Source organism: Novosphingobium olei, assembly GCF_037076535.1.
GTDB classification, from domain to species: Bacteria; Pseudomonadota; Alphaproteobacteria; order Sphingomonadales; family Sphingomonadaceae; genus Novosphingobium; species Novosphingobium olei.
Genome location: NZ_AP029021.1, coordinates 34,561 through 60,503, shown reverse-complemented (window position 1 = coordinate 60,503; position 25,943 = coordinate 34,561). Strand labels below are relative to the sequence as shown.

25 protein-coding genes are annotated in these 25,943 nt (G+C 67.0%); 12 read left to right on the top strand and 13 right to left on the bottom strand.

Features of this window, described 5'->3' with window-relative positions; all coding sequences use genetic code 11:
• The first annotated feature begins 129 nt into the window (after positions 1 to 129).
• From AACH40_RS00275 to AACH40_RS00260, 4 genes are all read left to right on the top strand, one after another.
• Entirely contained in the window at positions 130 to 2,301 is a 2,172-nt protein-coding gene (locus AACH40_RS00275; RefSeq protein ID WP_338643736.1) for a M13 family metallopeptidase, read from the top strand.
• A gap of 77 nt (positions 2,302 to 2,378) precedes the next feature.
• A complete protein-coding gene (locus tag AACH40_RS00270; protein ID WP_338643735.1) occupies positions 2,379 to 3,194 on the top strand; it encodes an undecaprenyl-diphosphate phosphatase in 816 nt (271 codons plus the stop codon).
• Between the two features lie 123 nt (positions 3,195 to 3,317).
• Positions 3,318 to 3,584, top strand: a complete 267-nt coding sequence (locus AACH40_RS00265; protein ID WP_169494559.1) for a GlsB/YeaQ/YmgE family stress response membrane protein — start codon at positions 3,318 to 3,320, stop codon at positions 3,582 to 3,584.
• A gap of 72 nt (positions 3,585 to 3,656) precedes the next feature.
• Positions 3,657 to 3,941 (top strand): hypothetical protein, encoded by a 285-nt coding sequence (locus AACH40_RS00260; RefSeq protein WP_169494558.1) that lies wholly within the window; start codon positions 3,657 to 3,659, stop codon positions 3,939 to 3,941.
• Between the two features lie 63 nt (positions 3,942 to 4,004).
• Here AACH40_RS00260 and phhA read toward each other — a convergent pair whose 3' ends face one another.
• The gene (gene phhA / locus AACH40_RS00255; protein WP_338643734.1) at positions 4,005 to 4,994 is read right to left on the bottom strand and encodes a phenylalanine 4-monooxygenase; all 990 of its coding nucleotides are present in this window, start codon (positions 4,992 to 4,994) and stop codon (positions 4,005 to 4,007) included.
• 64 nt (positions 4,995 to 5,058) lie between these two features.
• Between phhA and ppk2 the strand changes: the two genes are divergently transcribed.
• The 5 genes from ppk2 to ribA all read left to right on the top strand — a co-directional run bounded on the left by ppk2 (position 5,059) and on the right by ribA (position 9,032).
• Entirely contained in the window at positions 5,059 to 5,838 is a 780-nt protein-coding gene (gene ppk2 / locus AACH40_RS00250) for a polyphosphate kinase 2 (protein ID WP_338643733.1), read from the top strand.
• 85 nt (positions 5,839 to 5,923) lie between these two features.
• Complete coding sequence (rpmG, locus tag AACH40_RS00245) at positions 5,924 to 6,091, top strand: 50S ribosomal protein L33 (RefSeq protein WP_011446825.1); 168 nt, start codon at positions 5,924 to 5,926, stop codon at positions 6,089 to 6,091.
• 133 nt (positions 6,092 to 6,224) lie between these two features.
• On the top strand, positions 6,225 to 6,881 hold the full coding sequence (locus AACH40_RS00240) for an outer membrane lipoprotein carrier protein LolA (protein WP_338643731.1): 657 nt from the start codon (positions 6,225 to 6,227) through the stop codon (positions 6,879 to 6,881).
• Positions 6,882 to 7,176: 295 nt separating this feature from the next.
• Entirely contained in the window at positions 7,177 to 7,968 is a 792-nt protein-coding gene (locus AACH40_RS00235) for an exodeoxyribonuclease III (protein ID WP_338643730.1), read from the top strand.
• Positions 7,965 to 9,032: a GTP cyclohydrolase II gene (gene ribA / locus AACH40_RS00230; protein WP_338643728.1), complete on the top strand. Its 1,068-nt coding sequence runs from the start codon at positions 7,965 to 7,967 to the stop codon at positions 9,030 to 9,032. The genes AACH40_RS00235 and ribA overlap by 4 nt, the downstream gene beginning before the upstream one ends.
• Before the next feature lie 39 nt (positions 9,033 to 9,071).
• Here ribA and AACH40_RS00225 read toward each other — a convergent pair whose 3' ends face one another.
• The 9 genes from AACH40_RS00225 to AACH40_RS00185 all read right to left on the bottom strand — a co-directional run bounded on the left by AACH40_RS00225 (position 9,072) and on the right by AACH40_RS00185 (position 16,011).
• Complete coding sequence (locus tag AACH40_RS00225) at positions 9,072 to 9,371, bottom strand: hypothetical protein (protein WP_169494552.1); 300 nt, start codon at positions 9,369 to 9,371, stop codon at positions 9,072 to 9,074.
• Positions 9,372 to 9,807: 436 nt separating this feature from the next.
• Positions 9,808 to 10,797, bottom strand: coding sequence for a right-handed parallel beta-helix repeat-containing protein (locus tag AACH40_RS00220; RefSeq protein WP_338643727.1), 990 nt, complete (start codon positions 10,795 to 10,797; stop codon positions 9,808 to 9,810).
• Positions 10,798 to 10,908: 111 nt separating this feature from the next.
• Positions 10,909 to 11,529 carry a MarC family protein gene (locus AACH40_RS00215; RefSeq protein ID WP_169494550.1) on the bottom strand — a complete coding sequence of 207 codons (621 nt, stop codon included), beginning with the start codon at positions 11,527 to 11,529 and terminating at the stop codon, positions 10,909 to 10,911.
• A gap of 4 nt (positions 11,530 to 11,533) precedes the next feature.
• A complete protein-coding gene (locus AACH40_RS00210; protein WP_338643726.1) occupies positions 11,534 to 12,325 on the bottom strand; it encodes a hypothetical protein in 792 nt (263 codons plus the stop codon).
• A gap of 71 nt (positions 12,326 to 12,396) precedes the next feature.
• Entirely contained in the window at positions 12,397 to 13,290 is an 894-nt protein-coding gene (gene folD, locus AACH40_RS00205) for a bifunctional methylenetetrahydrofolate dehydrogenase/methenyltetrahydrofolate cyclohydrolase FolD (protein ID WP_338643725.1), read from the bottom strand.
• A 16-nt stretch (positions 13,291 to 13,306) separates the two neighbouring features.
• Positions 13,307 to 13,600, bottom strand: coding sequence for a YggT family protein (locus AACH40_RS00200; protein ID WP_169494547.1), 294 nt, complete (start codon positions 13,598 to 13,600; stop codon positions 13,307 to 13,309).
• A gap of 113 nt (positions 13,601 to 13,713) precedes the next feature.
• Positions 13,714 to 14,277 carry a hypothetical protein gene (locus AACH40_RS00195; RefSeq protein ID WP_338643724.1) on the bottom strand — a complete coding sequence of 188 codons (564 nt, stop codon included), beginning with the start codon at positions 14,275 to 14,277 and terminating at the stop codon, positions 13,714 to 13,716.
• A 53-nt stretch (positions 14,278 to 14,330) separates the two neighbouring features.
• Positions 14,331 to 15,251, bottom strand: a complete 921-nt coding sequence (argB, locus tag AACH40_RS00190) for an acetylglutamate kinase (protein ID WP_338643723.1) — start codon at positions 15,249 to 15,251, stop codon at positions 14,331 to 14,333.
• 52 nt (positions 15,252 to 15,303) lie between these two features.
• Entirely contained in the window at positions 15,304 to 16,011 is a 708-nt protein-coding gene (locus tag AACH40_RS00185) for a queuosine precursor transporter (protein ID WP_169494544.1), read from the bottom strand.
• A 96-nt stretch (positions 16,012 to 16,107) separates the two neighbouring features.
• On the opposite strand from AACH40_RS00185, the gene AACH40_RS00180 reads away from it, so the two are divergent.
• Positions 16,108 to 17,379 (top strand): NupC/NupG family nucleoside CNT transporter, encoded by a 1,272-nt coding sequence (locus tag AACH40_RS00180; RefSeq protein WP_338643722.1) that lies wholly within the window; start codon positions 16,108 to 16,110, stop codon positions 17,377 to 17,379.
• A gap of 6 nt (positions 17,380 to 17,385) precedes the next feature.
• On the opposite strand, the gene AACH40_RS00175 is transcribed toward AACH40_RS00180, so the two are convergent.
• From AACH40_RS00175 to mutS, 3 genes are all read right to left on the bottom strand, one after another.
• Entirely contained in the window at positions 17,386 to 18,141 is a 756-nt protein-coding gene (locus AACH40_RS00175) for a hypothetical protein (protein WP_338643721.1), read from the bottom strand.
• Between the two features lie 74 nt (positions 18,142 to 18,215).
• Positions 18,216 to 19,208 carry a hypothetical protein gene (locus tag AACH40_RS00170; RefSeq protein WP_338643720.1) on the bottom strand — a complete coding sequence of 331 codons (993 nt, stop codon included), beginning with the start codon at positions 19,206 to 19,208 and terminating at the stop codon, positions 18,216 to 18,218.
• A 2-nt stretch (positions 19,209 to 19,210) separates the two neighbouring features.
• The gene (mutS, locus tag AACH40_RS00165; RefSeq protein WP_338643719.1) at positions 19,211 to 21,781 is read right to left on the bottom strand and encodes a DNA mismatch repair protein MutS; all 2,571 of its coding nucleotides are present in this window, start codon (positions 21,779 to 21,781) and stop codon (positions 19,211 to 19,213) included.
• Positions 21,782 to 21,932: 151 nt separating this feature from the next.
• Here mutS and AACH40_RS00160 point away from each other — a divergent pair, with 151 nt between their 5' ends.
• On the top strand, positions 21,933 to 23,540 hold the full coding sequence (locus tag AACH40_RS00160; protein ID WP_338643718.1) for a hypothetical protein: 1,608 nt from the start codon (positions 21,933 to 21,935) through the stop codon (positions 23,538 to 23,540).
• A 123-nt stretch (positions 23,541 to 23,663) separates the two neighbouring features.
• Positions 23,664 to 25,925 (top strand): NADP-dependent malic enzyme, encoded by a 2,262-nt coding sequence (locus AACH40_RS00155; RefSeq protein ID WP_169494537.1) that lies wholly within the window; start codon positions 23,664 to 23,666, stop codon positions 25,923 to 25,925.
• Positions 25,926 to 25,943 lie beyond the last annotated feature (18 nt).

Below are 25,943 nucleotides of genomic sequence, written 5' to 3'. Positions count from 1 at the left end.
CCAACGGCATACCCTGGTCGATCAACGACAAGGCGCGGCGGCCTTGCCTTTCAAGGAGGGGCTGTTCACTGCCTAGCAAGGCGTTAAGGACGATCCGGTCGCAGATGTAACCGGATGGAACGCATTCAGATGCCAAGGCAAACCGCATTTCTCGTCGCCGCGTCGGCGCTTTCGCTTTTCGCCCCCGCCCTCCATGCCCAACCCACGGCCGCCCCGGCTGCCAGTGCGACGGCTACTCCGCCCGCGCCGATGACGGCGCCGCTGATGAGCCGGGATTTTCCAGGGGCTGGTATCCAGCTGCAATACGTCGACAAGAGCGTGAAGCCGGGCGACGACTTCAACGCCTATGTGAACGGCAAGTGGCAGAACGCCTTCGTGATGCCGGCGGACAAGACGCGTTACGGCTCGTTCAACGTGCTCGACGATCTTTCGCAGGAACGGCTCAAGGGCATTCTTGACGAGTTGGTCGCGAAGAAGCCAGACCCGGCGACGCCCGAAGGCAAGATCGCTGCGGCCTATTCGGCCTATCTCGACACTGCCGCGATCGATGCCGCCGGCCTCGCGCCGGCCAAGCCCTGGCTGGACAAGATCGCTGCCGCGAAGACGCCCGACGATCTTGCCAAACTGTTCGCGCAGCCCGGCCTTGCCTCGCCGATCAGCTTCAGCGTGACGGCGGACGAGAAGGACAGCGACCACTACATCCTCTACCTCGGCACCGGCAGCCTGGGCCTGCCCGACCGCGACTTCTACCTTGTCGACAATCCGCGCAACCTGGTCGTCCGGCAGAAGTACATGGAATGGCTCCGCTTCGCGCTGGGCCAGGCGGGCTATGCCGATCCGGCTAAGACGGCCGACGCGGTCTATGCGCTCGAAAAGAAGATGGCGCTCGCCCACTGGGATCGCGCGCTTTCGCGCAATCCTTCGCTGACCTACACCAAGCTGTCTCGCGCCGACTTCGCCAAGGCGCTGCCCGGCCTGCCGGTTGACACCATGCTCACCGAGATGGGACTCGACAAGGCGCAGGCCGCGGTCGTCGCCCAGATGCCGCCTTCGGCTGAAAAGCTCGCCGCCGCCAAGTACACGCCCGAAATGGCTGCCAAGCTGGGCGGCGGCGTTCCGGCGCTAGCGGAACTGGTCCGCAGCGAGCCGGTCGACGTGTGGAAGGCCTGGCTCGATACCCAGTTCTTCTCCTCGTACGCCGGGGTGCTGCCCAAGCCGATCGACGATGCCCGCTTCGCCTTCTACGGCACGGTGCTGGCCGGGCAGAAGGTACAGCTGCCGCGCTGGAAGCGTGCCATCCGCGCGGTCGAGGGTCAGGTCGGCGAACAGCTCGGCAAGCTCTACGCCGAACGCTACTTCCCGCCCGAGAACAAGGTCGCGATGGACCAGCTCGTTGCCAACTTGCGCAAGGCGATGGCGGCCAACCTGGTCGATCTCAAGTGGATGGGCCCCGACACGCGCAAGGAAGCCCAAGCCAAGCTCGATGCCTTTACCCCCAAGATCGGCATGCCGGCCAAGTACAAGGACTATGCCGGGCTGACGCTGTCGGGCGCGACGCCGCTCGCCAACGTGATCGCCGCGCAGGACTGGGAAAGCCGTTTCGAGGCGGCGCGCCTGGGCCAGGAAGTCGATCGCAGCGAGTGGGGCATGCTGCCCGAAACGATCAACGCCTATTACAACCCCACCTACAACGAGATCGTGTTCCCGGCCGCGATCCTGCAGCCGCCGTTCTTCAACCTCCACGCCGATCCCGCGGTCAACTACGGCGCGATCGGGGCGGTGATCGGGCACGAAATGGGCCACGGTTTCGACGACCAAGGCGCGGCCTATGATGGCAAGGGCAACATGCGCGACTGGTGGACCGACAAGGACCGCGCCGCGTTCGAGGCGCTGACCGCGCGCCTTGGCAAGCAGTACGATGCCTATTGCCCGTTCGATGAGAAGAGCCCCGGCGGCAAGGCCTGCGTCAATGGTCAGCTGACCATGGGCGAGAACATCGGCGACCTTGGCGGCCTGTCGGTCGCCTATCGCGCCTACAAGCTCTCGCTTGGAGGCAAGCCCGCCCCGGTGATCGACGGGCTGACCGGCGACCAGCGCTTCTTCATGGCCTTCGCGCAGGTGTGGCGTCAGGCGATCCGCGACGAAACCGCGCGCCAGTACCTGGTGGTCGATCCGCACTCGCCGGCGCAGTACCGGATCAACGGCATCGTCCGGAACTTCGACGAATGGTACAAGGCCTTTGGCGTCAAGCCGGGCGACAAGCTGTACCTGCCGCCCGCCGAGCGCGTGCGCATCTGGTAAGGTGAAAGAAATTTAAGGGCGGCGGCCTGCGCTGCCGCCCTTGACACCTTGCTGCACTGCGGCAACTCCATGCCGCCATGGACAGCACCACCATCACCGCGGTTCTTCTCGGCATCGTCGAGGGCCTCACCGAGTTCCTGCCCGTCTCGTCGACCGGCCACCTGATCCTCGCGACCGAGCTGTTCGGATATGACGCGGCGCAATGGGCGCTGTTCAACGTGGTAATCCAGCTGGGCGCGATCCTGGCCGTGGTAGTGCAGTACTGGCGCACGTTCTGGGCCGTGGGCATGGGCCTTGTCCGGCTGGAGCCCCTGTCCCTGCGCTTCGTGCGCAACCTGCTTGCGGCGTTCATGCCGGCAGCGGTGATCGGCCTGATCTTCAAGCACCAGATCGAGGGCCTGCTCGGCAGCCCGCTTGTGGTCTGCGGCGCGCTGATCGTCGGCGGCATCGGCATCCTGATCGTCGAGCGCTTTGCCAAGGGCGGCGAGCCTTCGGGTATCGGCCAGCTGCCCTTGCGCCAGGCGATCGGCGTCGGTTTCGTTCAGTGCCTTGCCATGATCCCGGGCATGAGCCGTTCGGGCGCGACGATCATGGGCGCGCTCGCGATGGGCATCGAGCGCCGCACGGCCGCCGAATTCTCGTTCTTCCTTGCCATCCCGACGATGCTGGGCGCGAGCACGATCGAGTTGCTGGGCCAGCGTCACGCGCTTGCCGCCGGCACCACCGGTGTTGGCTGGAACGAGATCGCGATCGGCGCCTTCGTGTCGTTCGTCGTCGCACTGGGCGTGATCAAGCTGTTCGTCGCCTATGTCAGCCGCAAGGGGTTCACGCCATTTGCCTGGTACCGCATCTTGGTGGGTCTCGCCGCAGGTGCCTGGCTGCTCAACGCCTGAGTCCCGCCCAAGTAGACTTCAAGTAGCGACAAGCATCAATCACAACGGTTCGTCGCACCTTCGGAACCAAAGGCCGTCATCCCGGTTTTGCGGGAAAGACAGCATTTCGAAGGGATTATCACCATGGGCCTTATCATTCTTCTCGTCGTCGGCGGCATCCTCGGCTGGCTGGCCAGCATCGTCATGCGCACTGATGCGCAGCAGGGCATCTTCCTGAACATCGTCGTCGGCATTGTGGGCGCGCTGCTCGGCGGCTTCCTGCTTGCGCCGCTGATCGGTGGCGGTTCGATCACCGACGGCATCTCGGCCGGTAGCCTGATCGTTTCGTTCCTCGGCGCCGTGATCCTGCTCGCGATCGTGAACCTGGTCCGTCGCGGCGCGGTTCGCTGAGCCACCACTCCTGATCAACCACAAAAGGGCGGCCCTGAAGTGGCCGCCCTTCTTCAAGAAGGGGACAATGCCATGAAGAGCTTCATCAAGGGCGCGATGATCGCGTCGGTTGCCGCGATGGGCCTCAGCCTCGCCGCCTGCGATTCCAAGCAGGAAAACGCCGCAGAGGACAAGGCCGACGCCGTGCGCGAATCGGCTGACGCCACTGCCGATGCGATCGACGCGCAGGCTGATGCGACCACCGGCGCTGCCGAGGACGCGCTCGAGAACAAGGCCGACGCCGTCCGCAACGCGGGCGAAAAGAAGGCCGACAAGATGGAAGACCAGGCCGACAAGATGGACAAGACCCCGGGCTGATCCCGGGACAACTGTCTTTCGGCAAGCAGGCGGCGTCCGGGCAACCGGGCGCCGTTTTCGCGTTCAGACCGGACGCGCGCCCGACGCTCTCCCGCCGCGCAGGTGATATTCGAGCGTGCCGCGCGTGTGGACGTTGTCGATATCGATCACCGCCGTATTGGCATAGGTAAAGCCCGGGCCCAGTCCGCGATACAGCCGGTCGAAGTCGCGCTCGACGGTCTGGTGATACAGATCGGCAAGGCTTTCGATCACGAAATAGGTCGGCTGCAGATCGTCGATCACGTAATCGGTGCGCATCACGCGATCGACGTTGAGGTAGATGCGGTTGGGCGACTGAGCCTCGAGCGCGAAGACCACCTCGCTGGGGCCCGAAAGAATGCCCGCGCCATAGGCGCGAAGCCCGCCCGCTTCTTCCACCAGGCCGAATTCGACCGTGTACCAGTATAGCGCGCCGAGCGCCTTCAGCCGGTTATGGCGCATCGCCTTCCACCCGGCGCGACCATAGGCCTGCATGTAGTCGGCAAAAGTCGGATCGGTCAGCATGGGCACGTGGCCGAACACGTCGTGGAACACGTCCGGCTCTTCGATGTAGTCGAAATTTGCGCGGCTGCGGATGAAGTTGCCGGCCGGAAAGCGTCGGTTGGCAAGGTGCCAGAAGAACACGTGGTCGGGAATCAGCATCGGCACCGGCACCACGCTCCATCCGGTGAGCGCGCCCAGTTCCGCGGACAGGCGGCCGAAATCGGGCACGCCGCCGCGACCGAGGTCGAGCTTGTCCAAGCCGGCCATGAACGCGCTCGCCGCGCGTCCGGGCAGGACCTTCATCTGCCGCGCAAACAGATCGTCCCACACCGCGTTCTCGTCTGCGCCATAGGCATGCTGCGCAGGCTCGATCCAGTCCGCGGCGACATGGGCGGGCCGCTTGAGCGGCGCGGTGAACACATCGGGCGAAGGATCGGGCAACTGCGTGAAGCCCGCGTCGAGGCTAACGTCGATGCCAGCTTCAGGGCCAGCATTGCGGGCGGAGTCGATGGCATCCAAACCGGTTTCCATCGCAACTTTTTACACCGGAACGCGATTGGTGCAAACAGGGCTTCCCGTATCGCGAAGGGCTGTCATGACCGAACTGAAGCGCAAGGACTATGAGGACGTTCTCGAAAACCTTCAGGAGGAACTGTCCGCCATGGCGCGCTGGGCGCAAGGGACGGGCGCGCGGATCGCGATCCTGCTGGAAGGGCGCGATACCGCGGGCAAGACCGGCGTGATCAACGCGCTGTCGGCCAAGCTCAATCCACGGCAGGTGCGCACCGTCGCGCTCGCCAAGCCGACGGAGCGCGAACAGGGGCAATGGTATTTCCAGCGCTACGTGCCCCACCTGCCCGCCGCGGGCGAGATCGTGCTGTTCGACCGTTCCTGGTACAACCGCGCCGGGGTCGAGCGCGTGATGGGGTACGCAAGCGAGGAGCAGGTGCGCGCATTCCTGTCGCAGGCACCAGTTTTCGAGAAGCTGCTGACCGAGGACGGCCTGCTGCTGTTCAAATACTGGCTCTGCTGCGACCAGGAAGAGCAGGAGGAGCGCTTTGCCGAGCGGCGCGACGATCCGATGAAGCGCTGGAAGCTCTCCCCGGTCGACCTGGAAGCGCGCAAGCACTACGACGACTATACCAAGGCGCGCGAAGCGATGCTGGCGGCGACGCACACGCCCCATGCGCCGTGGACGCTGGTGGACTTCAACGACCAGCGGCGCGGCCGCCTGACGTTGATCCGCGACCTGCTGGATCGTCTGCCCGACACGCAGCTACCAATACAGCCGCTAGAGCTTGCGCCGCTGGAGAAGGCGCCGAGCAAGGAACGGTTCGGCCTGATCGAGCCGCTTCGCCCCTATCCCGCCCCTTGACTTTCCCCCGATTCTCCCCCAACGCCCGCGCCCTGTGAAGGCGGCGTGGCGACGCGCCGCCGCTTTCGTTTCAGGATTTCGAGCAATGGCAAAGCCCACCACCGTCAAGATCCGTCTGGTCTCGACCGCCGACACCGGCTTCTTCTACGTGACCAAGAAGAACCCGCGCAACACGACCGAGAAGATGACCTTCCGCAAGTACGACCCGGTCGTGCGCAAGCACGTCGAGTTCAAGGAAGCCAAGATCAAGTAAGGCGCGCCGGGGGACAGCCGACTGCGCATTCACTGCGCGCGCGCCCCGCACCTTTCCCGCACGCCCCGGGGTCCACTGTTCAGGAACCTTGGGGTTAAGGGGGAGTTCAACGCCGGCACTGCAAGGAGCGGCGATGAACACGATCCTGAAATCCCTTCGCACGCTGGCGTTCGCCGGCACGGCCCTGGCCCTTTCGGCCACGGGCCTTTCTGCGTTGTCCACCCCTGCGCTGGCGCAAGCCGCGCGTAGCCCGCAGATCGACCAGGCGGTCGGCGCCCTGCGCGCGATCGGCACGATGCGTGCCGACTTCGTCCAGACCGACCGCGGCGGCCAGAGCATTTCGGGCACGATGACGCTCAAGCGTCCCGGCCGCATCCGCTTCCAGTACCAGAAGGGCGTGCCGTTCCTGATCGTGTCGGACGGCAGCGCGCTGACCATGATCGACTACGAGGTCCGTCAGGTCCAGCGCTGGCCGATCCGCAACAGCCCGCTGGGCGCCCTGCTCGATCCGAACAAGGACGTGGCCCGGTTCGCCACGCTTAACCCCACGTCGCATCCCGATGTGCTGAGCGTGACGGTGAAGGATCCCAAGCATCCCGAATACGGCACGATTACGCTGGTGATGACCCGCAATGCGGGCGCGCCGGGCGGATGGCAGCTTGATTCGTGGATCGCGCTCGATTCACAGGCCAAGCGGACCACCGTGCGCCTTTCGAACCAGCAGTACGGCATCGCCGTGCCGGACAGCACCTTCCGCTGGAACGATCCCCGCCCGCAAGTTCGCCACTGATTCCGGCGATTCGTCGCGATCGCGGGGTGGGTTGCCGCTGATCTGCGACAACTTGCGAATTTCCTGACGTTTGCGTTCATCCCCCAGCAAGCGGGGCCCGCCTAGAAAGGTCCTCGACAAGACGGTCGAGGCGGGTTTCCCCCCTGTTGCCTGGCCTCCATCCAGCCGCTTGTCACCGCGTGACGAACGCACATGGAACCCTCGTCCCAATGCCCCCGGGACGAGGGTTTTCCTTTTGGGGCGCGATACCGTTCCGATTTGACGCGCGCCGAGCATCCCCCCTAAAGCCGCGCGCATGATCTCCATCGCCACCTGGAACATCAATTCGGTCCGCCTGCGCGCCGATCAGGTCGAACGCTTCCTGACTCAGGAAGCGCCCGACGTCCTCTGCCTGCAGGAAATCAAGACCGCCGAATCGCTCTTTCCGCACGATGTGTTCGAAAGGCTCGGCTACACGCATCGCGCGGTGCACGGGCAGAAGGGCTACCACGGCGTCGCCACGGTCAGCCGCATCCCCTTTCGCGAGATCGGCCGGCACGACTGGCAGGACAATGGCGAGGCGCGGCACGTCGGCGTAGAGCTGACCGGGCCGGGCCAGGGCCTGATCCTCGAGAATGTCTACATCCCGGCGGGCGGCGACATCCCGGACCGCACGGTGAATGCCAAGTTCGGGCAGAAGCTCGATTTCCTCGAACGCATGACCCGCTGGGCCGACAAGCTCGACAAGCCGACGCTGATCGTCGGCGATTTCAACATCGCGCCGCTGGAAAGCGACGTCTACGACCACAAGGCGCTGCTCAAGGTCGTCAGCCACACTCCGCTGGAAGTCGAGACGCTGCAGCGCTTCGCCGATGCGCACGGCTGGGTCGATCTCGGCCGCAAGCATATCCCGGCGCCGGAGCGAAACTATTCGTGGTGGTCGTACCGTTCGTACTGGCGGCAGAAGGACCAGGGCCGGCGGCTGGACCACATGTGGGCCTCGCCGGACGTGGCGGCACAGTCGCTTTCGCATCGCTTCGTCGAGGAGACGCGCCGCTGGGACCAGCCTTCGGATCACGTGCCGCTGGTGACGGAGCTGTCGCTTTGAACGATGCGCGCGCCGTTGCCCGCGCGCTGGATGCGCTGCGCCACGGCTGGGCCATCCGTGTCCACGGCGATGGCGGAGCGCTCGATCTGCTGCCGGCCGAGACGGGATTTGCGCAACCCGGGCTTTACGCGGCACGGCTGCTGATCTCCGCCGCGCGCGCGGCGACGCTCAAGCTCGCCAACCAGCGTGACGCGGCCGTGCCCGAAGCACCGGTGATCATCCACGGCGCGGAACCCTTCAGCCTCAACACCGCGCGGGCGCTTGCCGATCCGGCGCGCGATCTGGCCAACCCCTTGCGCGGCCCCTTCCGTGCCGAGGCCATGGAGGCCCGCGAGGCCGCCGTCGCCGCGATGGAAATGGCGCGGCTTGCGGGCATCCTGCCCGCATTCCTTATTGCCAGCGGCGCGGAAATCGCGGCGGAAGTCTCCGCGTCCGATCTTGCCGGGTTCAAGGATCCGCTCAACCTTACCATCCAGGCTCGGGCACGGCTTCCGGTCGATGCCTGCGAGGAAGCCCAGATCGTCGCCTTCCGCGCGCGCGACGACTTGCGCGAACACGTGGCGCTGGTGATCGGCGAACAGCGCGGCGACCGCGCGCCGCTCGTGCGACTGCACAGCGAATGCCTGACCGGAGACATCCTTGGCAGCCTGAAGTGCGACTGCGGCCCGCAGCTCGATGCAGCGCTGCGCGCGATGGCCGCCGAAGCGCGCGACAACGAAGGCTGGGGCGTGCTGCTCTACCTGCGGCAGGAAGGGCGCGGGATCGGTCTGATCAACAAGCTGCGCGCCTATGAGCTGCAGGACCAGGGCTTCGACACGGTCGACGCCAACGAGCGGCTGGGCCTGCCGAGCGAAGCGCGCGACTTCCCGGTCGCGGCGCGCATGCTGGAACTACTAGGCGTCGAGCGCGTCCGGCTGATGACCAACAACCCGGCCAAGGTGGCAGCCCTGCAGGCCGTCGGCGTCGACGTGATCGAGCGCGTGGCACACCAGTTGCCCGCCAATCCCCATAACGCACGCTATCTCGCGACCAAGCGCGACCGGACCGGCCACATCCTGAAGTGAGGGAAAGGCGCAAGGAAAGCGCCCCTCCCCAAGGCCCGCTCAGAACGCGCGGAACAGCATCAGTCCGCACAGCACGATCATCGCGCTGGCAAAGGCCAGACCCTTGCCCAGGTCAGCCAGCGTGAAGCGGTCGACATGCTGCTGGCGGAACAGGCGATAGCCGCGCGCGATGTCCGGGTTGCTGGCCACCATTCCGATGTCCAGCGAGCTTGCCTCCTTGCGGAACCAGTTGACCAGCAGCGTGTGTTCCGTGGGGGTGACATCGGGGTAAGCGGCCAGCAGCGCCTCGACATGGGCGCGCCGGGCAAGCGCGATCGCGCTCGAATTCAGTTCGTTCATCGGTCTCGTATCCTGAAAGACGTCCATGGGGCACCCCGCGAAGGGGGCAGTCAGGGTCGTTCAGGGGCGAGGCGGTGCGCGGGGTTCGAGCCTTTGCGGAAAGGCTGGATCAAGACGCGGGGGGGCGGTCTGCCGGGGCTTGGGACGCCAGGTCGCGACGAGCAGGAGAGAAAGCGGAACAACCGGTGCCGCGACAGGCGGCGGGGGCGCCGGCAACGGGGCTACGGCAGCCTCTGCCACCCGCCGCGCAGGCGCTACCGCAACCTCGACCGTGTCGGCACTGAAAGCAGAGCCTGACCGAAGCGACAATCCACCGCCCATCGGCGCCAGCGCCTGCAGCGCAACGACGAGGACCAGCAGGATGGCCCACAGGCGGAAGGGACGATGACGGGTCACACGGTCAATCTAGGCACGAAGCCACCAAAGGCCAAGCCAATCAGCGCTTTTCAAACGCCTTGAGCCCCGGCCCCAGGGTATTGGCGCCAAGCTTGGTCGCATCACCGGTCCAGTCTGCGAAAAACACGGTGTTGCGATCCACACCGGGGGCGAGGCGCGCGACGTTGTCCTTGATCGTCAGCCCGGCGGCGGAATGGTTATGCCCTTCGGCGCCGTTGGCGATGAAGGCGCTGTAGTTTTCCTTGTCCTTGCCCTGCACGAACCAGTTGCCGGTAATGAGGCCGGTCGCGCCGACCGACAGGTCGATCATGTAGTTGGTCGTCTTGCCCCGGCTGTCGTCGAAGCTCGAATCGACCACCTCGATCCGCGCCGCATGGCTCTTGACGTAGTGGCCCCCGCGGCCTTCCTCGAAGCGGCTGCGGCGGATCACGACATTGCCGTAATTGGCGAAATAGACCGAGTGCGCGCACGACAGGCCCCGGTCGCAGCGGCCAAGGCGCGAAAACGTGGACTTTTCGATCAGCACGGTGCCCGTGGGGTCCTCGGCAGAGAGAATGCCCTCCTCGCTGTCGCGGAACCACGCCTGCCGCACGGTAAGGTTGCCGTGTTCGAGCCGGATGCCCGCGCCATTGCCTTCGGGCACGCGCAGGTTCTGGAAGGTCACGCCTTCGACGCGCATCGAACGCCCGCGCATGACCAGCGCCGCCTTGCCTTCGCAGGTCTGCCCGTCGAAGGCGACCTTGCCCGGGACTTCGGCGATGTACGCAACGTCGCCGGTGGTCTGCACCGCGCAATCCCGCCAGGCGCCCGGCGCGATCGAGATGGTGCCCGACCCTTCGCCGACGGCATTGACCGCCTGCTGCAGCGTTCCAAAGCGCTGGCCGCTTTCGACGAGGGTGTAGGGCGTCATCCCGGCCTGCGCGAAGACCGCGCCCGCCGGGATCGCCAGAAGCATGGCGACACCAAGGAGCATCAGCTGCACGCGCGCGGCGCGGTGGCGGCTCATCCGGGATTCGATCTGGCTCAGCATGGCAAGTATCCGGTGCATTGCCCCGGGGTATCGCCAAATGGTCGAACCGTCATCCCGGTTCCCGCGCCCGACCGCGCGCTGCACCGTTACGGGACAACCTGCTGGCGTGGCTCAGAACTGGGCCTGGATACCGTCGATCACGAACTGCGCCGCAAGCGCTGCCAGCAGAACGCCCAGCAGGCGCGTCACCACCGCCTCCACCTGCGCGCCGAGCACGCGGATGATCGGGCGCGCGGCCACCAGCGCCAGGAAGCTCAGCACCATGACCAGCGCCAGCGCGGCGAGGATCACGCCGGTTTCCTCGATGCCCTTGGCGCGCGCGGTCAGCAGCATGACCGAGGCGATGGAGCCGGGCCCGGCCAGCATCGGCATGGCCATCGGAAACACCGACACGTCCTCGACATGGGGCTGGGCGGTGCGCACCTTCTCGGCCCGCTCCTCACGGCGTTCGGTGCGCTTTTCGAACACCATGTCGAGCGCGATCAGGAACAGCATGATGCCGCCCGCGATGCGGAAGCTGTCGAGCTCGATATGCAGCGCGCCGAGCAGATCCTCTCCAAACAGCGCGAACACGAGCAGGATGCCCGTGGCGATCAGGCAGGCGCGCAGGGCCATCGAGAACGCCTGGCGCGCGCTCGCATTGGCGGTGAGCCCGGCATAGATCGGGGCGCAGCCGGGTGGATCGATCACCACGAACAACGTGACGAAGGCCGAGACGAACAGCTGGAGCATCGCGTCAGCCCGCCGCCTTGGCCGCATCGGCATGGGTCTGGATGACCGGCGTCATCGCCCCATCCTTCCACAACCACACGGTGAAGTCGCACGCGCCGTCCGGCAGCACGACGGACCGCCAGGCGAGCGTACCATCGCGCGACCGGCCGTCCTTGGCATCCGCGCCAGCAGGCGCCGACAGCGCGGGGATCGGGCCGGCCAGCGGCGGCAGGGGCACATCCTTGCCATCGCCCGGCGGCGGACGCTTGCCGCGCGGCGGACCCTCGCCACCGGGCATGGCGCCAGCGCCCGGCGGAGCAGACCGCGCGGGGCAGTCGGCAATGCGGCCTTCAAGGAAATCGGGCGCCTCCACCGGCTTCGCAGTGGCGCTGCCCTGGTCGAGCGACCACTTGTAGTCGCCCTTCTTCTGCTGCTGCCAGATGGTGGTGTACCAGCCACTGGCGGTGTTCGACTGCCACGCGCCGCGCGTCACCCCCGCGCTGCCGTCGCAGCTGATCCAGGCGCCGTGCGGCTGCCACTTGAGCGCGGCGCCATCGTCGTTGCGCTTGAGCCATTCGGCGACAGGAACGCGCTGCGGCCCGAACATCTCGGCCTCCTTGGTCGCAGTTTCTGCGAAGGCCTTCGCCTTGCCCTTGTCCTGCGCAAGGCGCGAAAAGGCGATGTCCGCCGCGATCAGCGCGCTCGGATTGGCAAGCGGCCGCATCATCCCGCGCGGAGGGCGCTGCGCATCGGCGGGACCGGCAACGGCAAGGACGAGCAGGAGGGCCGGAATGGCGAGCGGGATCAGGCGCTTCATGGCCTGGAACCTAACCGAAAGGAACCGCGCTGCCCACCCCTGCTTCGCCGGCGCCAGCGCCCTTCTGCGGCTCAGATCGCGTCGGCGGCGAGTTCGATGCCTTCGTGGCGATAGGCCGCGACGAGCGCGTTGCGCAGCAGGACGGCGATGGTCATCGGCCCCACGCCGCCCGGCACCGGCGTGATCGCGCCGGCGACTTCGGCAACGCCGTGATAATCGACATCGCCGACCAGGCGGGTCTTGCCTTCCTCGGCCGCCGGAACGCGGTTGATGCCTACGTCGATTACGGTGGCGCCGGGCTTGATCCAGTCAGCCTTCACCATCTCGGGCCGGCCCACCGCCGCCACGACAATATCGGCGCGGCGCACGACGCTGGACAGGTCCTTGGTCCGGCTGTGCGCGATCGTCACCGTGCAGCTTTCGGCGAGCAGCAGCTGCGCCATCGGCTTGCCGACGATGTTCGAACGGCCGATGACCACGGCATCGAGCCCGGAGAGATCGCCCAGCTTGTCCTTGAGCAGCATCAGGCAGCCGAGCGGCGTGCACGGCACGTAGCCGGGCTGGCCCACCGCAAGGCGTCCGGCGTTGATCACGTGGAAGCCATCGACATCCTTGTCCGGCGCGATCGCCGCGATCACCTTCTGCTCGTCGATGTGCGGCGGCAGCGGCAGCTGCACGAGAATGCCATCGACCGCGGCATCGGCATTGAGCTGTTCGACGAGCGCCAGCAGGTCGGCCTCGGCGGTGTCTGCCGGCAGCTTGTGCTCGAAGCTCGCCATGCCGGCCTCGAGCGTGCTCTTGCCCTTGGAACGGACATAGACCTGGCTTGCGGGATCCTCACCCACCAGCACCACGGCGAGGCCTGCCTTGCGGCCGGCCTTCTGCTCGAACGCACGGGCAAGCTCGCCGACGCGGGCGCGCAGGGTGGCCGCAAAAGCCTTTCCGTCGATGACGGCAGCGGTCATGGATTTCGTTCCTGTATCAGTAGCCCGACGCGGCGATGCCACGGAGCAGGATCGACAGCAGGTTCAGCAGGACGATCAGCACCATCGGCGAGAAGTCGATCTGCCCGGTATCGGGCATCATGCGGCGGATGGGGGCGAGCAGCGGTTCGAGAATAGCGTTGAGCGCCTTCCAGATCGCCGCAACCGCGTTGTTCTGCATGTTGACGACGTTGAAGGCGATCAGCAGGCCGAGCACGAACTGCACGATCACCACCATGCTGACGATGTTGACCAGATAATCGATCATCTGGACGAGAGTGTAGAGCAGCATGCGCAAGGCGTCCTTTCACGCAGGGCGAATGCCGCGCCCCTTAGAGCATTTTCGCACGTCGTGGAAACACCCGCCCTTTGGGAAAATACGGATGAGTTGAAATCCGGAAGCGCTCAGGGCGCCAGCGTGGTGCTTTCGATGTGCCAGCGCAGCTGTTCCTCGCTCGCCCCGTCGACATCGTTGACCCGGCGCAGCACGACATTGCCGCGCACGGTGCGGGGTCCGTCGATGATCCGCACGGGCGCGGTGTAGTAGAGCGATCCGGCAGCGCCTTCCTGCTCGCCCTTGCCGATCGTCACGCGCGGATCGAGCAGGCTGGCCCACTTGGCCGCGAAGGCCTTGTCGGAAAGGCCGCTGCCCTTGCCGTGATCGCCCCAGTAGGCGCGCGCCGTCGCCCAGTCGCGCGTCTCGACGGCCTTGGCCCAGGCCGAAAGCACTTCGGCCGGATCGCGCGAGGCCGAAGGCTGCCCCGGGGCGGCGATCTCGGCGGTGGGCGTGGCCGAAGGGACGGGCGCGGCCGCGTCGGCGGCGCTTGCCGGCATTGTCGGCGGGGCCGCCATGCTCGCCGCGATGTCAGGCGCATCGGTCGGTGACGGTTCGTGCACCGGGCGATCGCAGCCCGACAGGTTGATGGCGAGCGCGGACGCGAGGACGGCGGCTAGGGTTGCGCGGATCATGCGCCAGCGACGAGCAGCGCGGGGATTGGTTCCCGCCTGCCGCCGCGCCGCGATCACGCGCGGATCAGCGTGCCCGCGCCGCGCGAGGTGAAGATTTCGAGCAGCATCGCGTGCGGCACCCGGCCATCGAGCACCACGGCGGCTTCGCAGCCGGCTTCCACCGCGTGGACGCAGGTTTCAAGCTTGGGGATCATGCCGCCCTGGATCGTGCCGTCTTCGGCCAGCGTGGCAATGTCGGCCGGGCTGAGGTCGGTGAGCAGGTTCTTGTCCTTGTCGAGCACGCCGGGAACGTCGGTCAGCAGAAACAGCCGCGATGCCCCCAGCGCGGCGGCAATCGCGCCGGCCATCGTGTCGGCGTTGATGTTGTAGGTTTCGCCATCCGGGCCAACGCCGATCGGCGCGATCACCGGGATCATGCCCGCAGCGCACACGGTGTCGATCACCGTGGTGTCGATCCGGTCCGGTTCGCCCACGAAGCCCAAGTCGACGACGAGCGGTTCGCCTTCTTCTTCAATCGCCTTGGGCGCTTTGGACTGGACCTTGCGCGCCAGCACCATGCCGCCGTCCTTGCCCGAAATGCCGATCGCCTTGCCGCCGGCCCGGCTGATCCAGCTGACCAGTTCCTTGTTGATCGCGCCGGCCAGGACCATCTCGGCCACTTCGGCGGTCTGCTTGTCGGTCACGCGCAGGCCGTTGACGAACTGCGATTCGATGCCGAGTGCCTTGAGCATCCGGCCGATCTGCGGCCCGCCACCGTGCACCACCACCGGATTGATGCCGCAGGCCTTCAGCAGGACGATGTCCTGCGCGAAGTCCTCGGCAAGCTCGGGATCGCCCATCGCGTGGCCGCCGTACTTCACCACGAAGGTGCGCCCGGCGTATCGCTGCAGGTAGGGCAGCGCTTCGATAAGCGTTTCCGCCTTGTCGAGCATGGACTGGCGATAGGCGTCGGTCTGGTCGATGTTCGTGGCCATAATGGCCCGCGCCCTTACGCCCTCTGCGGCGAAATCAAAGCGGAATCGTGATTCAGGATGCGCGATCGAGCCGTCGGGCAAGGCGGACGAACAGCCAGATCAGCGGTGGCACCATCACCGTGGAAAGCACCAGCTTGGCAATGATCTGCCCCTCCATCATCGCCCCCAGCGGCAGCGGCTGGCCCGAGGCATCGGCCACGCCCCAGAACGAGATGGTGATGAAGATCAGCGTGTCGACGACCTGGCTCAACATGCTGGCGATCCAGGCGCGCACCATCAGCAGGTTCCCCTGCCCGCCGGCCAGCCGGGAAAAGACATAGACGTTGAGCGTCTGCGACGTGCCATAGGAGATGAGGCCCGCAAACTGCATCCGCGCGCCCTGCCCGAGCAGCCGGGCAAACGCGTCCTGATCGCTCCAGAACGGCGCCGGCGGAACGACGCGGATGACGAACGTCAGCAGGCACATCGACAGGATCAGCGGCACGAAGCCGAAGCGCACCAGCCGGTTGGCGGTATCCTGTCCGAACAGTTCGGCAACCGCGCTCGCCAGCACAACGAGCAGCAGGAACGCGAAGATACCCGATTCAACCGCGAGGTCTCCCAGCAGCGGCCAGTGGCCGAGCGAGGCGATCTTGGTGCCGAGCACGCCCGCCAGCACGACGAGCCCGCCGTACAGCAGCGCGAACGCGAAAAGCGAGCGGGGCACGCCCGAAGCAACAGCGGGCGAAGCGGCAGCGAGGCCTGAAACGTTGTCCTTCATCGCTGCCCGATACCCATGTTTTGACCCTCTGCCAAATCCCGTTTAGGACCGGGTGAAACCAGTTTCCCTTTTTGCTTCGGAGCTTCCGTCCCGCCGATGCGCGTGATCCTCAGCCTCGCCGGGATGGTCCTCATCCTGCTCATCGCCGTTGTCCTGTCCTCCAACCGCCGCGCCATCCGGCTGCGGGTGGTGGCGCCCGCCTTTGCCCTGCAGGCAGGGCTTGCCGCGCTGGTGCTCTATTTCCCGCCGGGCAATGCCGCGTTGCAGGGTGCGGCGCATGGCGTCGAAAGCCTGCTCGGCTTCGCCCGCGCCGGGGTGCAGTTCCTGTTCGGCCCGCTCGCCGCGCCCGAAATCGGCGGTCACAGCTTCGCCATCTCGGCACTGCCGACGATCGTGTTCTTCGCGGCGCTGATCTCGATCCTCTACTACATCGGCGTGATGCAGCTGGTGATCCGCTGGATCGGCGGCGCGCTGGAGAAGATCACCGGGATCAGCAAGGTTGAAGCGCTGTGCGCGGCCTCGAACATCTTCGTCGGGCAGAGCGAGGCGCCGCTGGTGATCCGGCCCTATCTGGCAGGACTCGCCCCTTCGCAGCTGTTCTGCGTGATGACGGTGGGCATGGCGGGTGTCGCCGGAACGATCCTTGCCGCCTATGCCGCGATGGGCATCCGCATCGACTACCTCGTCGCGGCGGCCTTCATGTCCGCGCCGGGCGGCGTGCTGATGGCCAAGATCGTCATGCCCGACGAACCGCCCGCCCCCGCCGCCATCGCCGATGGCAACCTGCCCGATCCCCACCCGATCGCCCCGCAAGCCCTTCCCGGCGCGGTCGAGCCCGAGGAAGAGCGCCCCGCCAACATCATCATGGCCGCGAGCCAAGGCGCGCAGACCGGCGTGCGGCTGGCCGTGGCGGTGGGCGCGATGGTGCTCGCCTTCGTCGCGCTGGTCGCGCTTGCCAACGGCATGTTCGGCTGGATCGGCGGCTGGTTCGGTCATCCGGAACTCTCGTTCCAGCAGGTGCTCGGCTATGTCTTCGCGCCGGTGTTCCTGCTGCTCGGCGCGCCCGACTGGTCGCAAGCGATGCAGGCCGGCGGCCTGTTCGGCAGCAAGCTGGTGCTCAACGAATTCGTCGCCTTCATCGATCTCGGCAACGCGCAAGGGCTGTCGCCGCATACCGTCGCCATCGTCACGTTCGCGCTGTGCGGCTTTGCCAACTTCAGCTCGATCGCGATCCAGATGGCGGTGACCGGCGGCCTTGCGCCGAACCAGCGCCCGGTGATCGCCCGCCTCGGCATGCGCGCGCTGATCGCGGGCGCGCTGTCCAACCTGATGAGCGCCGCGCTCGCCGGGATATTCCTCAGCGTCTAGCCAGTCTCAAGGCCCCGGGAATGCGGCGAGGATGGTGTCGGTAACGCCAAGCCACCAGTCGGTGAAGTAAAGCGGCGTGATGACGATCTCGGCCGCAACGATCACCGTGATGCCGATGGCGGTCACCGGCTGGAGCCTGCCCTTCACGCGCCAGTCCATGACCGCCAGCAGTACCAGCAGGACATCGGTCATCAGGAAGCGGCGGATGAAGAACCCCATGCCGTGATACGCCATGTACGGCTTGAGCAAGGGACCGGTCACTCGCGACCATGCCGCGCCGAACAAAAGGGCGGTGCCGAGAAAGATCAGACGGCGGTGCAGTTCGGCGTCACGTCGCAGGACAAGGCCGGCGATCGTGAAGACGAGGAACAGACCCAGCGAGAAGATCGGTATGATCAGGAACCGCTGTTGGCCGGGTGCGTGGATGGCGGCGAACTTCTCGCTATAGGTTTCGGCAAAGACGCTGCTGATCGCCATAGCCGGGATCAATGCCGCGCCGAACGCGCCCAACCGCCGGTGCAGCCCGATCTGGCCTTGCCGCACGAACAGCACCTGCGTGGTGATAAGCGCGACCCAGCCGAGGAACAGCCCGGCGTGGATCTGCAGCGCGAGCGGTGCGGGATAATCGGCTTGGCCTTGGAAACGCAGCCAGCTTGGCGGCGCAAATCCGAGCAGGACGCCGATCACCCCCAGGATAACGAAAGCCAGAAAGTAGTCGCGCTCGGCCCGAAGGGCACGGCGAGGCAGGATAGCGGTGTGCATGGCGATTCCCCCCGAAATCGCACGCGAGTGTCGGTCACATCGCCTGTCCCGTCAACCGCGGCCCAAAAAGGGCGTCAGGCGCGATCCGGCGTCGGCATCGGCAGCCGGGCCGCGGCCGAGCGCACCATCAGCGGCACGCCCCACAGCACGAACGGAGCGATCATGAAGCCCCAGTAGCCGTTGTCCTCGCGCCCGAAGACGGTCAGCGCAGCGATGAAGCCGGCGCTGCCGACAGCGGCGATGCGCTCGCGCGTTTCTCCCCAGCGCAGCATGGCCAGCAGCGAGGCGGCCACCACGCCGAGCAGCAGCCAGCCGGGAAGCGGATAGAGCGCAAGGTTGCGGCGCAGCGCGTCGATCACCAGCGTCAGCCCCTGGAACCGGACCCAGCCGGGGGAGGCGACGTCGGCGGCGGTCACCTGCGCGGCGGCGAAGTGGGCATGGACCAGCCAAAGCCCGCCCGCTGCCGCGATCGCGCCGCTGGCAAGGCCGGCCAGCCGCCAGTCGCGCCGCCACAGCGCCACCAGCACCATCGCCGCAAGCCAGGCGAGCGCAGTTTCGCGGATCAGCACCGCGAGGAAGGCGAGGCCGACCATCAGCGCAGGCTTTCGCGACGCGCACAGCGACAGCAACAGCAGCAACACGCTCCATTGTTCGTGGAGATAGGCGGCACCAGGGAAGAAGGCACCGAACAGCCCGGTCAGCGTCAGCGCGATTGTCGCCAGCGCATCGGGCGCCGGTCGATCGGCCAGGGTGCGGCGCAGGACGACGAGCGTCGCAAACAGCAGCAGCACGAGCGCCCCGGTGCGGGCCGGCGTCGAAGGCAGCAGCGCGAGCGCATAGGCCAGCGTCGGCGGCCGCACCGCCAGCGCCGGACGCACCGGGTAGCTGCGCGCACGCTGTTCGGTGATCGTGGCGGGATAGAAGCGCTCGCCGTGGCGCACCCGTTCGGTGACGGCGCGATAGAGTTCCTGGTCGACCAGCACGCCGTTCGTGGCAGGGGGCGCCGCGCTGGCCGGAACCGCAAGGGCCGCAAACAGGGCCAGCAGGATCAGGCGCAGCGCACGCACGGTCAGATGTCCCGCTTCAGTTCGTACAGCAGCTCGAGCGCCGCGCGCGGGGAAAGCGAATCGATGTCGACCGCGTCGAGCTTCTCCCGCAGGGCATCGACCTTTTCCTCGGCCGCCTCGATCGCGGCGGCGAACAGGGGCAGCTCACCCAGCCCTGCGGCCAGCCCGCCGGTCGCCGCACGCCCTTTCTCCAGCTTGTCGAGCACTGCCTTGGCCCGCTTGACCACGGGCGCGGGCACCCCGGCCAGCCGCGCCACGGCAAGGCCGTAGCTCTTGTCGGCAGGCCCTTCCGCCAGTTCGTGCAGCAGGACCAGATCGCCCTTCCATTCGCGCGCCCGCACGTGGTGGAGCGACAGCGCCGGGCAGGTTTCTGCGAGCCGCGCGAGTTCGTGGTAGTGCGTGGCGAACAGGCAGCGGCTGCGGTTCACCTCGTGCACCGCCTCGGCCACGGCCCAGGCGAGCGCGAGGCCGTCGTAGGTCGACGTGCCGCGCCCCACTTCATCGAGAATCACGAAGCTGCGCTCGGTCGCCTGCGCCAGAATCGCCGCCGTCTCGACCATCTCGACCATGAAGGTCGAGCGCCCGCGCGCGAGGTTGTCCGCCGCGCCGACCCGGCTGAACAGGCGGTCGACCAGGCCCACCGTCGCGCTCGTCGCCGGGACGAAGCCGCCCGCCTGCGCCAGCAGCACGATCAGCGCGTTCTGGCGCAGGAAGGTGGACTTGCCGCCCATGTTGGGCCCGCCGATCAGCCACAGCCGGTCATGGCTGGACAACGCACAGTCGTTGGCCACGAAACGCTCGCCCTTGGCGGCCAGCGCGGCTTCCACCACCGGGTGCCGCCCGCCGACGATATCGAGGCAGGGTTCATCGACCACCCGGGGCAGGCTCCAGCCCCCTTCGGCCGCGCGTTCCGCCTGCCCTGCGGCAACGTCGAGCCGGGCAAGCGCCGCAGCGGTCGCCGCAATCGCTTCGCGCCGGGCGACGGCTTGGCCCACCAGATCCTCGAAATGCGCCTCCTCGGCGGCGAGCGCGTGGCCGCCCGATTCGGCGATGCGGCTTGCTTCCTCGTGCAGGGCGAGCGCGTTGAAGCGCACGGCCCCCGCCATCGTCTGGCGGTGGGTGAAGCCCGAATCGGGCTGCATCAGCCGGTCGGCGTGCCTGGCCGGCACTTCGATGAAATAGCCAAGCACGCCGTTATGCCGGATCTTGAGCGCCGCGACGCCGGTTTCGTCGCGGTACTTCGCCTCCAGCGCGGCGATCGCGCGGCGCGAATTACCCGCCGAGCGGCGCAGTTCGTCCAGTGCGGCGTCATATCCTTCGGCGATGAAGCCGCCCTGCCCCCGCTCGGTCGGCGGCGCGGGAACGAGCGCGCGAGCGAACAGATCGACCAGCGCGCCGTGGCCACCCAGCGATGGCAGCAGCCCATCGGCCAGTACGGGGCGATCGGCGCGGGCGAACAGCAGGTCGCGCAGGCGCAGCGCTTCGGACAGGCCATCGCGCAACTGGCCGAGATCACGCGGGCTTCCGCGCCCCGCCACCACACGGCCGAGCGCGCGGCCAACATCGGGCGCCGCGCGCAGTATCGCGCGCACGTCGCCGCGCAGCAGCGGATCGTCGTGGAACCAGCTGACCAGTTCGAGCCGTTCGCGAATCGCCGCAGGATCGGTCAGCGGCGCTGAAAGGTCCTCGGCCAGCAGGCGCGCGCCCGCCCCGGTAACGCAGCGGTCGATCGCCTCGACCAGACTGCCGCGCCGCCCGCCGGTGGTGCTCGACAGAATTTCGAGGCTCGCCCGCGTCGCCTCGTCCATCGCCATGTGGCCGCCCGCCTCGCGCACCACCGGCGGCAGCAGGAACGGCAGCTTGCCCCGCCCCGCATGGTCGAGATAGTCGACGAGACCACAGGCCGCGGCCAGCATGGCGCGGGTGAAGCGTCCGAAGCCATCGAGCGTGGCGACGGCGTGCAGGTCTTTCAGCCGGCTTTCACCGCGCGCGGAATCGAAGCTGCGGGCCGGGCGCGGCACCATCTCGAACGGCGCGTCTGCCCAGTCTTCGGGCGCCACTACTTCGCTGGCGCCAAGGCGGGCCAGCGCGGCACCCATCGCTTCGGGCGCGCACTCTTCCAGCTCCATGCGCCCGGTCGAGATATCGCAGGCGGCAATGCCGATGCCATCGCGCACCGGACAGATCGCGGCGAGCACGTTGGCGCGGCGCGGTTCGAGCAGCGCTTCTTCGGTCAGCGTGCCGGCGGTGACGAAGCGGACGATGTCGCGCGCGACCAGCGCCTTCGATCCGCCGCGCTTCTTGGCTTCCTCGGGGCTTTCGGTCTGTTCGGCAATGGCGACGCGGCATCCGGCCTTGATCAGCCGCGCGAGGTAGCCCTCGGCCGAATGGACCGGCACGCCGCACATCGGGATCGGCGCGCCGCCGTGTTCGCCCCGGCTGGTCAGCGCGATGTCGAGCACCTGCGCGGCGGTCTTCGCATCGTCGAAGAACAGCTCGAAGAAGTCGCCCATGCGGTAGAACAGCAGGCAGTCGGCAGCCTGCTCTTTAAGCGCAAGATATTGCGCCATCATCGGAGTTGGGGCATGAGGGGTCACGACGCTGGTGGCTAGACCAGACGCGCCCGTTTCTCAAACCACCGACGCCGGATATCGACAAGTTCCGGCCAGCGCACAGAGGCCCGCGCAAGCGTTGATGCAAGTCCGCGACAAAACCTTCTCGTCGGTGATACGTGCCCTGTGGGACCGCGCCGGCACCCTGCCCTGGCTCAGTGGTCCGGGAATCGTGTTGCTCGTGCTCGCGATCTGCCTGCCCTTCGCGCTGGTCGAAGTGCCGCCGCTGATCGACGTGCCCGGCCACATGGGCGCCGCCGCGATCGAGGCTGCCGGCCCCAACAGCCCGCTGGAAAAGTACTTCAGCTGGAAGTGGGTGTTCACGCTCAACATCGGCGGCGGCGTGCTGATGAAGGTGCTGGGCGCGCAGTTCGGCATTCTGGCCGCCGGCTGGTGGAGCACGGTGCTGGCAACCGGCCTGTTCGCGGGCGGCGGGCTCGCCACGATCCGCATGCTCAACCCCAAGGGCGGGCATGGCGCGGCCTGGGCGCTGATGTTCGTGTTCAGCTTCCCGCTGCTGACGGGCTTCCTCAATTACATCCTGGCCACCGGCCTTTCCTTGAGCGCCTTTGCCGCTGCGGTGTGGCTCGAAAAGCAGCCGCGCAACCGCGCGATTTTGCTGATCGTGGCGCAGCCGGTGGCGATGCTGTGCCACGCGATCGGCGGCATGCTGCTGGCGCTGCTGGTCGCCGCCAATGCCTTCGGGCGAGAGATCGACCGCCTGCCCGCCGGCTGGTGGAAGCCCGCCAACGCGCGCCAGCTTGCAAAAGAGCTGGACTGGAAGGCGATCGCCCTGCGCCTGTGGATCCTGTGCTGGCCGCTGCTCGCCACGGTCATCACCATCGTGCTGTGGAAGTACCTGTCGCCCGAGCCGGTGCGCAGTCTCAACCGCTGGCGCTGGGACCAGAAGGCTTGGTACCTCGTGCTCACGCTGCGCGACCAGTCGCTGCTGCTCGATGGCGCCACGACGTTCCTGTGCTTCGTGCTGATCGCGTTCGGCTGGGCCTTCGGCGCGCGCTGGAAGTGGCAGCTGGGCCTGCCCGGCCTGCTGGTGTTCCTGCTGTTCATCGCCATCCCGAGCGACATCAACGGCAGCGCCTTCGTCGACGTGCGCCTGCTCCCGGTCGCGGCCATGCTCGCGCTCGGGCTGCAGGACTGGAGCCAGGCGGGCGACAAGCGCGCGCGCATCGTGGCCACCGCCGGCATGCTGCTGCTGGCCGTCCGCCTTGTGGTGACGGGCGCAAGCTTTGCCGACTACGCCGACGATTATCGCAAGCAGCTGGCCGCGCTGCACCATGTCGAGCCAGGCAGCCGCGTGCTCGCCTTCGTCGAACATTCCTGCCTCGAGGAATCGTGGCGCAACACCCGGCGCGACCATCTCGCCAGCCTGTCGAGCCTCTATCGCCAGGCCTGGGTCAACGACAACTGGGCGGTGCCAGGCCTGCACATGGTGATCCCGCGCTTCCGCCCGGGCCGCAATTTCGCCGCAGATCCGTCGGAATTCGTCTGGTCGCCGCGCTGCGCCGGGCGGCGGATGCGCACGGTCGATTACGCGCTGAGCAAGGCGCCGATCGAGCGTGTGGACTATGTCTGGCTGATCGACACCGGCCTGCCCAGCAATCCCGACCCGCGCCTCCAGCTCGTCTGGCAGGAAGGGCGCAGCCTGCTGTTCCAGGTCCGCCGCCTGAGCATCCCCAACTGGAAGCCGCAGGACTTCTGATTTTTCGAGTTGCAATTACCGCAACCCAGCTATCGATAAATGCGTAACGTCGCCGCCTTGACGTAGCGGTTCAGGTCGGACAGGGCGCGAGCGTTACGCCGCCAGACACCAAGGGGAGGACACATGTCCGAGGAAAGCAACGTCCGCTTCACCGAGCGCGAGGCGCTTTTCTACCACAACACGATCCGCCCCGGTAAGATCGAGATCATCGCCAGCAAGCCGATGGCGACGCAGCGCGATCTCAGCCTCGCTTATTCCCCCGGCGTCGCGGTTCCGGTCCGGGCCATCGCCGACGATCCGGCAACCGCCTATGATTACACTGCCAAGGGCAACCTCGTCGCGGTGATCTCGAACGGCACCGCCATCCTCGGCATGGGCAACCTCGGCGCGCTGGCCTCCAAGCCGGTGATGGAAGGCAAGGCGGTGCTGTTCAAGCGCTTCGCCGACGTCGATTCGATCGACATCGAACTCGCCACCGAAGATCCGCAGGCGTTCATCGACGCGGTGGCGCTGATGGAGCCGAGCTTCGGGGGCATCAACCTTGAAGACATCAAGGCGCCCGAATGCTTCATCATCGAACAGGCGCTCAAGGAACGCCTCAAGATTCCGGTGATGCACGATGACCAGCACGGCACCGCGATCATCTCGGCCGCCGGCCTGCTCAATGCCTGCCACCTGACCGGCCGCAAGCTGGAGGACGTCAAGGTCGTGGTCAATGGCGCGGGCGCCGCGGCCATCGCCTGCACCGCGCTGATCAAGGCGATGGGCGTGCGCCATGACAACGTGATCATGTGCGATACCAAGGGCGTGATCTATCGCGGCCGCGAAAACGTCGATCAGTTCAAGTCGGCCCATGCCGTCACCACCGACAAGCGCACGCTCGCCGAAGCGCTCGAAGGTGCCGACATCTTCCTCGGCCTGTCGGTCAAGGGCGCGGTGACGCAGGACATGGTGCGTTCGATGGCCCCGCAGCCGATCATCTTTGCGATGGCCAACCCCGATCCCGAAATCACCCCGCCCGAAGCCAAGGCGGTGCGCCCCGACGCGATTGTCGCCACGGGCCGTTCGGACTATCCCAACCAGGTCAACAACGTCCTGGGCTTCCCCTTCATCTTCCGCGGCGCGCTCGACGTGCAGGCGACCGCGATCAACGAAGAGATGAAGATCGCCGCCGCCACCGCGATCGCCGAACTGGCGCGCGAGCCGGTGCCCGAGGAAGTGGCCGCCGCCTATGGCCGCAACCACACTTTCGGGCTCGACTACATCATCCCCGCGCCGTTCGATCCGCGCCTGATGGAGATCGTGTCGTCCGCCGTCGCCCGCGCGGCGATGGAAACCGGCGTGGCGCAGAAGCCGATCGAGGACTTCGACGCCTATCGCCAGGGCCTCAAGGCGCGCCTCAACCCCACCACCGCCGCGCTCGCCAACGTCTACTCGCTGGTGCGCGAAAACCCCAAGCGGGTGGTGTTCGCCGAAGCCGAGAACGAAGTGGTGCTCCGCGCCGCGATCCAGTTCCGTGATTTCGGCTATGGCACGCCGGTGCTGGTCGGCCGCACCCAGCCGGTGCTGGACAAGCTCAACGAACTGGGCGTTGCCGATCCCGAAAGCTACGAGATCCACAACTCGAACGTTTCGCCGCTGGTGCCCGAAATGGTCGAGTTCCTCTACCAGCGCCTGCAGCGCCGTGGCTTCCTGGAACGTGACGTCAAGCGCATGGTCAACCAGGATCGCAACGTCTTCGCCTCGCTGCTCGTCGCGCTGGGCCATGGCGATGCGATGATCTCGGGCATGACGCGCACCTTCTCGCAGACGATGAAGGAAGTGCGCCAGGTGCTCGATCCCAAGCCGGGCCACCTGCCGTTCGGCATCCACATGATGGTGGCCAAGAACTACACCGTGTTCCTGGCCGACACGACCGTCAACGAACGCCCCTCGGCCGAAGACCTGGCCCATATCGCCACCGAAACCGCCGCGGTCGCCAAGCGCATGGGCCACGATCCGCGCGTTGCGTTCCTGTCGTTCTCCACTTTCGGCAACCCTTCGGGCCGCTGGCTCGACAGCATCCGCGGCGCGGTCTCCATCCTCGATGCGCAGAACCCCGGCTTCGAATACGAAGGCGAAATGGCGCCCGACGCCGCGCTCAACCCCAAGGTCATGGCCAACTACCCGTTCAGCCGCCTGTCGGGGCCGGCCAACGTGCTGATCATGCCCGGGCTGCAGTCGGCCAACATCTCGGCCAAGCTGCTGCGCGAACTTGCCGGCAACGCGGTGATCGGGCCGATGCTGCTGGGCATGGAAAAGCCCGTGCAGATCGCGCCGATGACCTCGATCGCGCCCGACATCCTGACGCTGGCCGTGCTCGCCGCGGCGGGCATCGCGGGCTGACGATGGATCGCGGGGGGA